Here is a 12964-nt window from a genome sequence, read left to right on the forward strand (position 1 = left end):
CGGGTTCTGTGGCCTTTTTGTTAGGAGCAGAGCATGAATCAGGAAGTTCGAACGGTTTCCCGCGCAACCGGCCGCCTGGATACGAAAAAGCCGCCATCGCTGGCGGCTTGTTCTGGCCTGATTATCGACCGGGCGCCAGGGTCAACCGCTGGCTGCCATAGGCGCGGCCAAAGTTTTGCGGTTGCAGGGGCAGGCTCATGAACCGTCCCTTGAACCAGGCATCCAACCCATCGCTGAAGTGTGCACTTGCCGGGTTGCCGGATTGGCCGCTGCTGGTCAGCACTTGCAAGGGTTCGGCCTGGCCGAAGTCGACGATCATCCGCGCCGAGGCCGGCAGCCGGGTGTCGAAGTTGCTGCCCCAGGCATAAGGGGTCAAGGCAAGGGTGCTGAAGTCGCCACCTGCTGCCTGCGCGGAGCGGCTCAGGGTATCGCCCAGGCCGTGATAGGCCGGGGCAGGCCAGCGGTACTGGTGCAGTTTGCCCCATTGCCAGGCGCGGCGGTCGGCACCCAGTTGTGCAGTACCTGCGTCCACGGCTGCGGCGAGGCTGCGGGCCAGGATGGTGGGTTTGTCCTCTTTCTGCGGCGTACTGCGATCGTCCCAGAACGGGCTGTCTTCGCGGCCAAGCAGGTGGTCGGCCTGGGCCGAGTAGGACAACCGTGCGTTGCTGACGAACGCCTGCCAGGCCGGGCTAGACTCGGGCCCGAGCTCGTCGAGGAAGGTTTGCCGTGTCACTTCCTGGAGGAACAGTTCATACAGCGCTGCATCCGCCGACACCGGGCTCAAACGACCATCGAAGGCCTTGAGCCGGGCGAGGGCTTCGCGGGCCTTGTCACGCTGGGCGGCAGGCAGGTTGTCGATGGCCTGCTGAAGTGGCTGGGCCATGCCGGGGGCGTCGAACATCTGCTTGAGCTTGCCGGCCAGCAGCGTCACCTGGTCGTTCTGCAGGGCCATCAGGCTGCGGCTGTCGTGGCGGCCGTTGCCAGCCAGCTGGCCCAGGCGCTCGGCACGCTCCGGGTAGTACCAGGTATTGGACAGCTGCATGCCGTAGCCACGCGGCAGGCTGCGCTGGTTGGCATGGCCGATCCAGCCGGCAGGCGGGTCCTGGTCGTAAGGGTGAAGCATCGGGTCGGCATAACCGTCCCAATCATAGCGCCCGTCCCAGCCAGGCGACGGTAGCAGGCCCTGGCCTTCACGGCGGTTGGGGTAGCGGCCGCTGACCTGCCAGCCGATGTGCTGCGGTTCGGCAAAGACGAAGTTGAGCGCGGCGGCGCCGACTTCGCGGGTGTTGTCGAAAGCGCGCTCCACCGTCTGGGCACGGGTCAGGTCGAACAGTGCGTCGAGGCTGCGATCGCCCTTGAGCTGCGGCAGGTTCAGGGCCAGGCCGAGGCTGGCGTTGCCTGGCTGGGCGAGCAGGGTACCGTGGCGGGTGTCATACATCACCTCTCGCAGCGGGCGCTGGCCGCGCACGAAGAACGTCTCGCTGCGTGCCCGTGCCGGTAGCCACTTGCCATCGGCCAGGTAGCTGAGTTGGTTGCCCTGGTGACGCAGTTGCTCCAGGTACAGGTCCTGGTTGTCCGCCATCACTGCGCTGCTGCTCCAGGCCAGTTTGCCGTTGTAGCCCGCCAGTACGATGGGCAGGCCCGGCAGTGACAGGCCGGCGACCTGATACTTGCTGGTGTGAATCTGCACCGGGCTCAAGGCCCAGGCCGCGCGGCTGTCGCTGGCCAGCAGGCTTTTGCCGCTGCGGCTGCGTTGTGGTGACAGGGCGAGGTTGGCCGAGCCCGGGCTGCCGAGCAGGTCGAGGTCGGCAAGTTTCTGGCTGGCCGCGGCCAGGGCCGGCAGGCCGGGCAACTGGCTGCTCAGGTTCAGCCCTTTGAGCTTTTCCACCTCGGCTTCTGCCAGCGGCTCATCCGGTGCGCCAGGCAGCAGCCAGGGCAGTTTGTCACTGCCGACCTTTTGCGCCAGGGCCAGGGCGCTGAGTTCTTCCTGCAGGTTCACCGACTGGCTGAAGGCGTACAGGCTGAAAATCAGCGCCGAGTCTTCGGGTTTCCAGTATTCCGGGCGGTAGCCGCTGCTGGCGAGGTTGGCCGGCAACTTGTCGCGGTAGCGGAACAGGTAAGCGTTGACCCCGCGGGCATAGACTTCGAAGAAGCGTTTGAGCCGTGGCGAGGCGTCGGCATACAGCTGGGCCGCATTTTGCTTGAGGTTGGCGGCGCGCATCAGGCGATCGATGTCCAACGCCTCGCTACCGGCAAGTTCTGCCATGCGGCCTTGGGCGAGCAGGCGCATGGCAACCATTTGCTCGATACGGTCACCGGCATGGACATACCCCAGGCTGAACAGGGCGTCGTGGAAGCTGCTGCTTTCAATCAATGGCGCGCCCATGGCGTTGCGCCGTACCGACACGTTCTGCGCCAGGCCCTTGAGTGGTTGCACGCCAGTGGTCGGGGGCACACTGTCCTGATAGCCACCCATCTGACAGCCAGCGAGCCCGAGCATGCCGAGCAGCGTGGCAGCGGTAGCGAACCGTGGGCGGAAGGGAGGAAGGACGGGGGCGGCCATGACAAGGGCTCCTGCAGGGCGTGGCGGGGGTTGAAAGGCGCTAAGGTAGTGAGCGCGCAGACGCCGTGCAAGGTGCGGCGAAGCTTTATTTACGAGCGGTACCTTCAGCTGCCTTCAGCAGCGGCCGTGCCGGCCTTGCACAGGGAGGTGACGGGCATGGATGCCCGTCAGGTGCTGTGGCCGTTCAGGGCAGAAAGCCGCTTACGCGCCGTGGCACTTCTTGAATTTCTTCTCGCTGCCACACGGGCACGGGTCGTTGCGGCCGACGTCCTTCAGGGCGTTGCGCACGGGCTCCTGATGGCCGTGGTTGCAGTGTGGGCCGTGTACATGGCCATGGTCGTGGTCGTGGTGATCATGGCCATGGTTGCAGTCCGGGCCATGAACATGGGGTTGTTGGGTCATTGCAGTGCTACTCCGGTATGAAATCGCCGGGGATTATCTCACCACTGCGCGACAAGTGCAGGTCCCGGTGGATGAACAGCCCGGTTTCCAGCTCTCCCTGCAACCGGTACTGCAACGTTTTTTCGCTTTTCAGCAGTTTGGCCAACGGCTTGAGGTGCTGCCAGAGATTGGTTCGGGCAGTGATCTTGAACGTGCGCCGGGCATGGCCCCCGACACTGCGCCAGATGCTGGCCTCATCCTCCACCAGCAACAGGTCGTTGAGCCAGATCGAATAGCCCAGGCTGCGGATGAACAGACGGCTGTCATTAGGGTTGTCGACCCGCAGGTGCAACACGAACTCCTGCTCCAGCAAACGTGCCTTTACCGTTTCGACCTTGACCAGGTGCACCTCAGGTTCGCGCCAGTCGCTGCCCCCCCACATCGCGCAACCCGCCAGCAGCGTCAGCAGGATGCTGAGCAGAAACAGGCGGGCCAGGGCGATCATGGTCAGTTACCCACGTAACTGGCGCAGCATTTCTTGAACTTCTGCCCGCTGGCGCAAGGGCATGGGTCATTGCGACCGGCCTTGAGCTCGACAGTCGGGTCGATGAAGTACCAGCGCCGGTCGTGTTGCACGAAAGCGGATCGCTCACGGTGCTGGTGATCGCCCTCTTGATCATGCCAACGTGCGGTGAAGGTGACGAACGCATGCTCAGGCTGGCCGCCGAGCACCTCGGCGCTCTCCACATCCAGCCCCAGCCAGGTGCTCTGGGCACTCCAGGCGGCCATTGCCGCACGGTCCAGCCCGGCCTGCTGGGCGGGCAAAGTGGTGGCCACCAGGTAATCGATCAGGCCCAGCACGTAAGCGCTGTAGCGCGAGCGCATCAGCGTCTGTGCGTCTGGTGCCGGGGTACCGCCGTGGTAGTGCCCGCAGCAGGCGTCGAGCAGGTTACCGCTGCCACACGGGCAAACCGAGACACTCATCATCACCACCAGTACTTGCCGAAATTTTCAGGGTTGGCCCAGAACTTGGCGTTCAGCCAGTCCGGGACCTGCTTGTAGTCATGTAGATCATAGGTGAACAAGCTCAATACCTGTTGGTCACGACGGAATTTCTCGCTGGCCGAGAGCGCCAGGGCGAAGAAGTCGGTGTCTTGCCAGCCACAGGCGGGCAGGTCAGCCAGCACGGCGACGCGGCTGGCGTTGAGGTTGCGAATCCCGCCGAGCAGTTCGAGCCCGGCGCGCTTGGGCAGGTGTTCCAGGCAGTCCACCAGTACCGCCAGGTCAAAGCGCTGCGCCGCGAGCGCGGCCGGCAGCGGGCCTGGCGAGCAGGTTTCGATCGCGACCTGAGGGTGAGCCTGGGCAAAGGCATCCAGGGCCGGGAAGCGTGTACCGACCAGCAGCAGCCGTTGCGGGGTAACGCGTTCGAGCAAGGCCGCGAGCGCCTGCTGGGGGGTACGTTGGGAAAAACCGTCGGTCATTGCCAATCCTCGTTCTGATCGTCCAAGACTAGCGGGCTGTCGCCCGTGGGCAAAGAGGCAGATGGCTGTGTCGTGGCTTATTGCTGGCAGGGATGAAAGGCAAGGTCTTTACTGCCAGAGATCGGCCTTATGCCGATTCCCCCTAGGAGAAGCTACGAAATGAGCATAGTACGCACAGCGATACCCCTGGTACTGCTCACCAGTGTGTTGACTGGTTGTGCAGGTTTGCAAAAAACCGACTGGCCGAAGTGTGCTGCCGTCGGGGGTGTGAGCGGCGCCGCCCTGGGTGCCTTCGAAAGTTCCAGCTGGGCCGGCTGGGGCGCGTTGCTGGGCGGCGGCCTGGCTGCAGGCTACTGCTGGGCCCATGGCGATGGTGACGAGGACGGTGATGGCGTGCCGGACAGCCGTGACAAGTGCCCGGGTACACCGCGCGGCGTGCAGGTCGATGCCAATGGCTGCCCGCCGGAGCCTGCCCCCGTGGTCGAGGAAGTCGTCGTACAGAAGGAAGAAGTCATCGTCATCCGCGACGTACACTTCGAGTTCGACTCAGCCCGCCTGACCGCCGCCGACAAGGAGCGCCTGAACACTATCGCTACCCGGTTGAAGCAGGAGGCACCGAGCGCTCGCCTGAGCGTTACCGGCCATACCGACAGTGTGGGCTCCGACACCTATAACCAGAAACTGTCCGAGCGCCGCGCCCATTCGGTGACCGACTACCTGGTGGAAAGCGGGGTGCCGCGCGCCAGCTTTGTTTCGGTAGTAGGTGCCGGTGAAACCCAGCCGGTGGCTGACAATGCCACGGCCGATGGCCGTTCGATGAACCGTCGCACCGAGATCAAGATCCAGCGCTGACGGCCTGCGCCCGCGTCTTGAGAAGTGGCGCGGGCGTGTCTTTACTGCTGAAGGCCAGTTGCGGCCTGCCTTGCCCAACACCTCATCCAGCCAAGGCCAGGCAGCGGCTCTGGCGCGGACCCAGGCATGCAGGTACTGTTGGCTACGCGGCTCGCTTGTGCGGGCGCGTTGGCATAACAATAAAGAGACAGAAAGGGGCGGGGTATGAAGTTCATCCTGGGCCTGGGCAAGGTCCTGACTGTCATTTTCTGGGGTGTGGCGCTGTTCAACGTAATGATGCCGCAGCCACTGCCGTTCAATTTGCTGATCAATGCCACAGGCATTGCATTGTTGTGCCTGCACGTTCTTGAAGTGCTGTTTTTCAATGGCAGCCTGCGAGGGCGCAGCCACCGCTGGTTCGACCGGCTGCAAATTCTGCTGACCGGTATCTTCCATGTCATGTCCATTCCCCGTCCTCAGGAGGCGCCTCGCCGTGCGTAAATTGATATTGCTGGTGGCGATGGCCGCGCCTTTTGCCCAGGCGCAGAGCCTGGACGTTGCATCACACTCCATGCTCCGCCTGCCTAACAAGTCGGCCAGCGTGCACCTTGAGCATCTGCGCGTGGCCGACTCGGCAACGTTGCTGCTGCCGGCCACGTTGACCGAGCTGAAGATCGACCAGTTGGAGTTGGGGCGTGACGCGCGGATTGCCATTGCTCCGTCGGACGACGCGTTGCACATCGAAGCGCGCAGCGCACGGTTAGGCGAGGGCAGCGAAATCAGCGCGCCGGGCGCACCCGGCACCTACCAGCGAGCGGCCCGCTCCGGTCGTAGCCTGGACCTGCGGCTGCATGCTGTGGATGCCGAGCGCCTGGCAATCGACGCCCGTGGCGGTGCTGGTGCTCCGGGTTACGTCGGGCTCGATGGCGCCAACGGTCAGGCGGGCGGCTGCACCTGGGGCCGTGCCGGTCGCGGCGCCAATGGCGACGATGGTGGCAACGGGCACGATGGCGCACCGGGTGGGCGAATCCGCCTGAGCGTGCCACAGGACTTCCCTGAAGACCGTATTCTAGTGCGCCTGGACGGCGGCGTAGCCGGCAAACCTGGTGCTGCTGGCAAGCCGGGCAAGGGTGGCGCGAGCAAGGGTTGCCTGGTCTATCGCACCGATGCCGGGGCCAGTGGCCGCCCAGGGCAGCCTGGCCAACCTGGGCTGGCGGGGGCCGCGGGTGAGCTGATTCTGCAGCGGTTGTGAGTGCTTCAGCGGGCCCCTGTTTCGGCCAGGGGCCGCTACCGCCAGGGTTTACATCATCAAGCGCGAACTGGCCACCGCCACCACCGCGAGGCCCAGCAGCAGGTTGACCCCGACCATTCGGCGAATACGCCCCAGCACTGCCGCCCCCGCTGGCCAGTCCTCGGCCTGCACCGCCGCCTTGAGTTCCGGCAACAGCAGCGCCTGAATGCGCATGAACAGGGCAAACATGGCGATGCCGCCGCCGATCATCACCTGAACATACCTGGGTGCTGTCTCAAGGCCGCTGAAGCGCATGTGCAACATGCCGATACCACTTATCGCCAGAACGGCCACAGCCAGCCAGACCCATCCGAAGAAACGTCGGAAAACTTCCACCCACAGGCGTAGCCGTGCAGGCCCTTCAAGGGCTGCAACCATTGCCGGGCGCAGCACCAACCAGGCGAAGAACATCCCGCCTACCCATACCAGGGCGGCCAGAACGTGCAGTGTATAGGGCAGGGCAAAGGCAAGCATCCGGATCTCCATGCGGCACAAAGGTCAATAGCGGGGTATGATAGCCGCCCCATGCGAAACACTGAAAATATATCCAGCCCTTCGGGCGCCTGCAGACCATGATCAGCAACGAACTCAAAGCCACCATCCAGGGCGCCTACTCGCGTTTTCTCGAAGCCAAGAGCCTCAAACCGCGCTATGGCCAACGCCTGATGATCGCCGAAGTGGCCAAGGTGCTCGGCGACATCGCCTGCGACGACGAAGGCCGCCGTGCCGGCGAGCCTGCCGTCGTGGCGGTGGAAGCCGGTACCGGTACCGGCAAGACGGTCGCCTATAGCCTGGCTGCGATTCCGGCTGCCAAGGCCGCCGGCAAGCGCCTGGTGATCGCCACCGCCACCGTGGCCCTGCAGGAGCAGATCGTCTTCAAAGACCTGCCTGACCTCATGCGCAACAGCGGCCTTAACTTCAGCTTCGCCCTGGCCAAGGGGCGTGGCCGCTACCTGTGCCTGTCCAAGCTCGACATCCTGCTGCAGGAGGGCCATGCGCAGTCGGCCACCGCCCAGCTGTTCGAGGAGGAGGGCTTTCATATCGAGGTCGACGAGCGCAGCCAGAAGCTGTTCAACAGCATGATCGAGAAGCTCGCCGGCAATCGTTGGGACGGTGACCGCGATAGCTGGCCCGAGGCCCTGGAAGATCAGGACTGGGCACGCCTTACCACCGACCATAGCCAATGCACCGGCCGTCATTGCCCGAACTTCCAGCAGTGTGTGTTCTACAAGGCCCGCGAAGGCATGGGCAAGGTCGATGTGATCGTCACCAACCACGACATGGTCCTGGCCGACCTGGCCCTGGGCGGCGGCGCGGTGCTGCCCGACCCGCGCGACACCGTGTACGTGTTCGACGAAGGCCACCACCTCCCAGACAAGGCCATCGGCCACTTCGCCCACTATTCGCGCTTGCGCTCCACCGCCGAATGGCTGGAACAGACCGCCAAGAACCTGACCAAGCTGCTGGCCCAGCACCCCTTGCCGGGCGACCTCGGCAAACTGATCGAACAGGTGCCGGAGCTGGCGCGGGAAATTCGCACCCAGCAACAGTTCATGTTCACCTTGTGCGAGCAGGTGGCCGATTTCCGCCCCAGCGAAGACACCGAAGGCCGCGAGCGCCCCCGCTACCGTTTCGAAGGGGGCGTGGTCCCCGAGCAGATCCGCGAAGTCGGCATCGAGTTGAAAAAGGGCTTTGCACGCCTGAACGATCTGTTCACCCGCCTGGCCGACTTGCTCAAAGAGGGCATGGACGGAGAGGTCAACATCGGTATCGCCAGCCACCAGGCCGAAGAGTGGTACCCCTTGTTCGGCAGCTTGGTAACCCGGGCACAGGGCAACTGGGAACTGTGGACGGCGTTCACCGCCGAAGACCCGCAAGACAGCCCGCCCATGGCCCGCTGGCTGACCCTGGCCGAAAGCGGTGCGCTGTTCGATATCGAGGTCAATGCCAGCCCCATCCTCGCGGCCGAGATGCTGCGTCGCAGCCTGTGGAGCGTTGCCCACGGTGCGTTGGTCACGTCGGCAACACTGACGGCGCTGGGTAAATTCGATCGGTTCCGCATGCGCTCGGGCTTGCCCCGTGATGCTATTACCTGCGTGGTGCCCAGCCCATTCGTGCACGGCGATGCTGGCCTGTTGCGCGTGCCCGATCTCAACGCCGACCCCCGCGACGCTGCGGCGCATACCGCCGCGATCATCCGCGAGCTTCCCGGCATCGTTGAGGATGCCCGTGGCGCGCTGGTGCTGTTTTCCTCGCGCAAACAGATGCAGGAGGTGTTCGACGGCCTGGACCGCGACTGGCGCAAGCTGGTATTGATCCAAGGCAACCTGTCGAAGCAGGAAACCCTCAACAAACACAAGGCCCGGGTCGATGACGGCCAGCATAGCGTGCTGTTTGGCCTGGCCAGTTTTGCCGAGGGTGTCGACTTGCCTGGGGCCTATTGCGAGCATGTGGTCATCGCCAAGATTCCCTTCGCCGTGCCTGACGACCCGGTCGAGGCGGCGCTGGCCGAGTGGATCGAAGCCCGGGGCGGCAACCCGTTCATGGAAATTGCCGTGCCCGACGCCTCGCTGCGCCTGATTCAGGCCTGCGGTCGATTGCTGCGTACCGAGCAGGACCGCGGCGTCATCACCTTGCTCGATCGGCGCCTGGTCACCCAGCGCTACGGCAAGGCTATCCTCAATGCGCTGCCGCCGTTCCGGCGGGAGATTTCCTGACGGCCGGCGCATGATGCGCCGGCCCGTTGTCCAATACTCGGTCAAGGGCTCACGAGGGCCCCGAAGGAGAGCCCCAGCCCTATGATTCGCCGCACCTTGCCTGTGGTACTCACCCTGCTGTTCAGCACGCCGCTGCTGGCGGGGCAACAGACGCTGTTCAGCTTTGTGCGCCCGGCTTCAGTCGTCAATGTGGCGACCGAGGGCACGGGCATGCCGCAATACAATGCGGAGCAGACCACCGAAGGTGAAGTATTGAGGCGGGTCGTATTCAACCCGGTCGAGCGTCCGACCCTGCGCCTCAGCCCGCAAACGGGTGTATGGGACTGGTCTGCCGGGCAGTTCCTCACGCTGCGCCTGCAAAGTGCCATGGACTGGGCGTTGACGGTCGATGTCACGGTATTGGGCAGCGATGGGCGCACCCTGACCAGTCGCATCGACCTGCCCGCAGGGCCTGCCCAGACCGTCATGGTGCCGCTGAAGGCCAGTTCGCCGTTGAGCCAAGGCATGCGCGCCGGCCCACCGATGCCCTGGGTGTATGAAGGGCAGCGCCTGCTGCTGACCAGTAGCGCCGGTGAGATCGACCTCAAGCAAGTGGTCTCGGTGAGCCTCAGCATTCCCAGCCCCAAGGTGGCGCAGAACCTGCTGATCGAAAAAGTCGCTGTCCAGGACGATGACCAGGCTTACCAGGCAGCCTACCGTGGCCTGATCGACGCCTACGGCCAGTCCACGCGGGGTCGTTGGCCGGAAAAGATCGTCAACGACGAGCAGTTCAAGGCCGCTGACACGCGCGAGCAGCAACAACTGAAGGGTTGGTTGGCCGAGCAGCAGAAGCAGCAGCTGGACACCTATGGTGGCGTACTGGCAGGCCCTGGGTTCGAGGCCAAGGGTTTTTTCCGTACAGAGAAACGTGAGGGCCGTTGGTACCTGGTAACACCAGATGGCCACGCATTCTTTTCGCTGGGCGTCAATGCCGTAGCTGCCGATGGCGGGCGTACCTATGTGGAGGGCCGCGAGGGCATGTTTGCCACCCTGCCAGGGGAAGGGGATGCACTGGCGGCTTTCTATGGCAAAGGCAATAACGACGATGGCAATGCCTCGTCGCAAGGGCGTGGTTTCAAACAGGGGCGCTGGTTCGATTTCTATGCGGCGAATATCCAGCGCACGTACGGTAAGGCCTGCCCGGCGAGTACGCAGGAGCCGGGCGCAGCACCCTGCCCGCCACTGGCCCTGGATGCCGCCCGTTGGCAGGCGCATACGCTTGATCGTCTGCAGGCCTGGGGGTTCAATACCCTAGGCAACTGGAGCGACCCTGCGTTGGCCCAGGCCAAGCGCCTGCCCTATACACTGCCGCTGTCGATCGTTGGCGACTACGCCAGCATCAGCACCGGGATGGACTGGTGGGGGCGGATGCCCGACCCGTTCGACCCGCGCTTTGCCATGGCCACCGAGCGCGCCGTGGCTATCGCCGCTCGTGACCACCGTGATGACCCCTGGCTGATTGGTTACTTCGCCGACAATGAACTAGCGTGGGCCGCCCCAGGTAACGACCCCCGGGCACGCTATGGCCTGGCCTATGGCACCCTGCGCCTGACCACCGATGTGCCGGCCAAGCGTGCGTTTCTCAAGCAACTGCGCGACAAGTACCGCAACCAGGAAGGCTTGTCCAAAGCCTGGGGTATCGACCTGCAGGCGTGGGAGTTGATGGAAGACCCAGGGTTCGAGGCACCGCTGCCCAGCCCGGAGCATCCCGAAATCGAGCGTGACTACCAGCATTTCCAGCAGGTGTTCGCGCAAACCTACTTCAAGACCATCTCCGATTCGCTGAAGTGGCATGCCCCCAACCACCTGCTGCTCGGCGGCCGCTATGCCGTCAGCACGCCGGAAGCGGTCAAGGCCTGCGCCGAGTTTTGCGATGTGCTGAGTTTCAATTTCTATACCCTCAAGCCTGAGGATGGTTACGACTTCGCCCGCCTGGCCGAACTGGACAAGCCGGTGCTGGTGTCTGAGTTCCAGTTCGGGTCCCGTGACCGTGGGCCGTTCTGGCCTGGGCCGCTGGAGGTGGCGCGCGAGGAAGACCGTGGGCCTGCTTATGGCAACTTCCTCAAGGCGGCGCTAGCGCAGCCCATGATTGTTGGCGCGCACTGGTTCCAGTACCTCGATCAGCCAGCCAGCGGGCGTTTGCTCGATGGTGAAAACGGGCACCTGGGGCTGGTGGCAATCACCGATGTGCCGTATCCAGGGTTTGTCGAGGCGGTGCGCAAGAGCAACCTCGCGGCCGTTGGTCAGTTGCGAAGCGAAGTCGAGAAAAAGGCACCCTGAATGCCGTGGGGCGCTGTGCGCCCCCTTTTCGCGATACGGCTGGGTACTCGCAGCGGTGACCATCCAGCCCTGCCCAGTAGGCAAAAGCGCCAAGTACTGAAACAATGCACGCCTTTGTCAGCAAGGTCGTACGGAGAACAGGCGGGTGCAGATTCAGGGTCACTATGAGCTGAAGTTCGAAGCAGTACGTGAAGCGTTCGCGGCACTGTTCGATGATCCCCAGGAGCGCGGTGCAGCGCTGTGCATCCAGGTCGGTGGAGAAACCGTGATTGACCTCTGGGCGGGTAGTGCCGACAAGGATGGCCAGCAGGCTTGGCACAGCGATACCATTGCCAACCTGTTTTCCTGCACCAAGACCTTCACAGCCGTCACTGCACTGCAGCTGGTGGGCGAGGGCAAGTTGGCCCTGGATGCCCCGGTGGCGCGCTATTGGCCCGAATTTGCCCAGGCAGGCAAAGAAACCGTCACCCTGCGCCAGTTGCTCAGCCACCGCGCCGGTTTACCGGCCATCCGCGAGCTACTCCCGGCACACGCCCTGTATGACTGGCAAACCATGGTCGATGCCTTGGCCGCCGAAACCCCTTGGTGGGTGCCCGGCACCGAACACGGCTATGCCGCAATTACTTATGGCTGGCTGATTGGCGAGTTGATCCGTCGCGCAGACGGCCGTGGCCCGGGTGAGTCGATCGTCGCCCGCACTGCGCGGCCACTGGCGCTGGACTTCCATGTCGGCCTGGCGGATGACGAGTTTCATCGCGTGGCACATATCGCCCGCGGCAAAGGCAACCCCGGTGATGCTGCGGCCCAGCGCTTGCTGCAGGTGACCCTGCGTGAGCCCGAGGCGCTGACGACCCGTGCGTTCACCAATCCGCCTGCGATCCTTACCAGCACCAACAAACCTGAATGGCGGCGTATGCAACAACCGGCCGCCAACGGCCACGGCAATGCCCGCAGTCTGGCTGGGTTCTACGCCGGACTGCTGGATGGCAGCCTGCTGGAGTCCGAACTGCTCGACGAGCTGACCCGCGAACATAGCCTCGGCCAGGACCGTACTTTGTTGACCCAGACTCGATTCGGGCTGGGCTGCATGCTCGACCAACCTGATGTGGCCAACGCCACCTTCGGCCTCGGCGCCCGCGCGTTTGGCCATCCTGGTGCGGGTGGTTCGGTCGGTTTCGCCGACCCTGAACACGATGTGGCCTTCGGTTTCGTGGTCAATACCCTCGGCCCTTACGTGCTCATGGATCCAAGAGCCCAGCAACTGGTGCGCGTTCTTGGCACGTGCCTTTGATCGGGTAACGCGGGTATTGCGCGCCCCCTTTGACTATCCTCAATGCCAACGCCTGAAGTGCGCGGGCAAAATTCCTTTCTATTTCATGGT

The 12964-nt window shown here is 64.0% G+C and carries 12 protein-coding genes; 6 read left to right on the forward strand and 6 right to left on the reverse strand.

The genetic code is table 11. The features are described from left to right. Positions 1–121: 121 nt before the first annotated feature. From L6D80_RS27285 to L6D80_RS27305, 5 genes are all read right to left on the reverse strand, one after another. Positions 122–2563: a penicillin acylase family protein gene (locus L6D80_RS27285; RefSeq protein ID WP_176514988.1), complete on the reverse strand. Its 2442-nt coding sequence runs from the start codon at positions 2561–2563 to the stop codon at positions 122–124. Between the two features lie 201 nt (positions 2564–2764). Continuing rightward, positions 2765–2965 carry an SEC-C metal-binding domain-containing protein gene (locus L6D80_RS27290; RefSeq protein WP_060477824.1) on the reverse strand — a complete coding sequence of 67 codons (201 nt, stop codon included), beginning with the start codon at positions 2963–2965 and terminating at the stop codon, positions 2765–2767. A 7-nt stretch (positions 2966–2972) separates the two neighbouring features. Beyond that, positions 2973–3449, reverse strand: coding sequence for an LEA/WHy family protein (locus tag L6D80_RS27295; RefSeq protein WP_176514990.1), 477 nt, complete (start codon positions 3447–3449; stop codon positions 2973–2975). 2 nt (positions 3450–3451) lie between these two features. Continuing rightward, positions 3452–3928, reverse strand: coding sequence for a YchJ family protein (locus L6D80_RS27300; RefSeq protein ID WP_054899469.1), 477 nt, complete (start codon positions 3926–3928; stop codon positions 3452–3454). 2 nt (positions 3929–3930) lie between these two features. After that, positions 3931–4425, reverse strand: a complete 495-nt coding sequence (locus L6D80_RS27305) for a DUF6231 family protein (protein ID WP_054899470.1) — start codon at positions 4423–4425, stop codon at positions 3931–3933. A 159-nt stretch (positions 4426–4584) separates the two neighbouring features. Between L6D80_RS27305 and L6D80_RS27310 the strand changes: the two genes are divergently transcribed. The 3 genes from L6D80_RS27310 to L6D80_RS27320 all read left to right on the forward strand — a co-directional run bounded on the left by L6D80_RS27310 (position 4585) and on the right by L6D80_RS27320 (position 6508). Continuing rightward, positions 4585–5277 (forward strand): PA1041 family peptidoglycan-binding anchor lipoprotein, encoded by a 693-nt coding sequence (locus tag L6D80_RS27310; protein WP_054899471.1) that lies wholly within the window; start codon positions 4585–4587, stop codon positions 5275–5277. A 204-nt stretch (positions 5278–5481) separates the two neighbouring features. After that, a complete protein-coding gene (locus L6D80_RS27315; protein WP_054899472.1) occupies positions 5482–5757 on the forward strand; it encodes a DUF1145 domain-containing protein in 276 nt (91 codons plus the stop codon). Continuing rightward, positions 5750–6508, forward strand: a complete 759-nt coding sequence (locus L6D80_RS27320; protein WP_054899473.1) for a hypothetical protein — start codon at positions 5750–5752, stop codon at positions 6506–6508. The genes L6D80_RS27315 and L6D80_RS27320 overlap by 8 nt, the downstream gene beginning before the upstream one ends. A gap of 48 nt (positions 6509–6556) precedes the next feature. Here the strand turns inward: L6D80_RS27320 and L6D80_RS27325 are convergent, their stop codons facing one another. After that, positions 6557–7021 carry a CopD family protein gene (locus L6D80_RS27325; RefSeq protein WP_054899474.1) on the reverse strand — a complete coding sequence of 155 codons (465 nt, stop codon included), beginning with the start codon at positions 7019–7021 and terminating at the stop codon, positions 6557–6559. 98 nt (positions 7022–7119) lie between these two features. On the opposite strand from L6D80_RS27325, the gene dinG reads away from it, so the two are divergent. From dinG to L6D80_RS27340, 3 genes are all read left to right on the forward strand, one after another. Beyond that, positions 7120–9264 carry an ATP-dependent DNA helicase DinG gene (dinG, locus tag L6D80_RS27330; RefSeq protein ID WP_054899475.1) on the forward strand — a complete coding sequence of 715 codons (2145 nt, stop codon included), beginning with the start codon at positions 7120–7122 and terminating at the stop codon, positions 9262–9264. 81 nt (positions 9265–9345) lie between these two features. Further along, positions 9346–11583 (forward strand): beta-galactosidase, encoded by a 2238-nt coding sequence (locus L6D80_RS27335; RefSeq protein ID WP_176514991.1) that lies wholly within the window; start codon positions 9346–9348, stop codon positions 11581–11583. 145 nt (positions 11584–11728) lie between these two features. Further along, positions 11729–12874: a serine hydrolase domain-containing protein gene (locus L6D80_RS27340; RefSeq protein ID WP_054899477.1), complete on the forward strand. Its 1146-nt coding sequence runs from the start codon at positions 11729–11731 to the stop codon at positions 12872–12874. The last annotated feature ends 90 nt before the right edge of the window (positions 12875–12964 follow it).

Source organism: Pseudomonas ceruminis, from assembly GCF_021602025.1.
Lineage (GTDB): Bacteria > Pseudomonadota > Gammaproteobacteria > Pseudomonadales > Pseudomonadaceae > Aquipseudomonas > Aquipseudomonas ceruminis.

What these genes read in the sequence shown, in the direction of transcription:
- L6D80_RS27315 (WP_054899472.1), top strand. Translation starts at nt 5,482, where the DNA reads ATGAAGTTCATCCTGGGCCTGGGCAAGGTCCTGACTGTCATTTTCTGG.
- L6D80_RS27285 (WP_176514988.1), bottom strand. Translation starts at nt 2,563, where the DNA reads ATGGCCGCCCCCGTCCTTCCTCCCTTCCGCCCACGGTTCGCTACCGCT.
- dinG (WP_054899475.1), top strand. Translation starts at nt 7,120, where the DNA reads ATGATCAGCAACGAACTCAAAGCCACCATCCAGGGCGCCTACTCGCGT.
- L6D80_RS27325 (WP_054899474.1), bottom strand. Translation starts at nt 7,021, where the DNA reads ATGCTTGCCTTTGCCCTGCCCTATACACTGCACGTTCTGGCCGCCCTG.
- L6D80_RS27290 (WP_060477824.1), bottom strand. Translation starts at nt 2,965, where the DNA reads ATGACCCAACAACCCCATGTTCATGGCCCGGACTGCAACCATGGCCAT.
- L6D80_RS27335 (WP_176514991.1), top strand. Translation starts at nt 9,346, where the DNA reads ATGATTCGCCGCACCTTGCCTGTGGTACTCACCCTGCTGTTCAGCACG.
- L6D80_RS27310 (WP_054899471.1), top strand. Translation starts at nt 4,585, where the DNA reads ATGAGCATAGTACGCACAGCGATACCCCTGGTACTGCTCACCAGTGTG.
- L6D80_RS27295 (WP_176514990.1), bottom strand. Translation starts at nt 3,449, where the DNA reads ATGATCGCCCTGGCCCGCCTGTTTCTGCTCAGCATCCTGCTGACGCTG.
- L6D80_RS27305 (WP_054899470.1), bottom strand. Translation starts at nt 4,425, where the DNA reads ATGACCGACGGTTTTTCCCAACGTACCCCCCAGCAGGCGCTCGCGGCC.
- L6D80_RS27300 (WP_054899469.1), bottom strand. Translation starts at nt 3,928, where the DNA reads ATGAGTGTCTCGGTTTGCCCGTGTGGCAGCGGTAACCTGCTCGACGCC.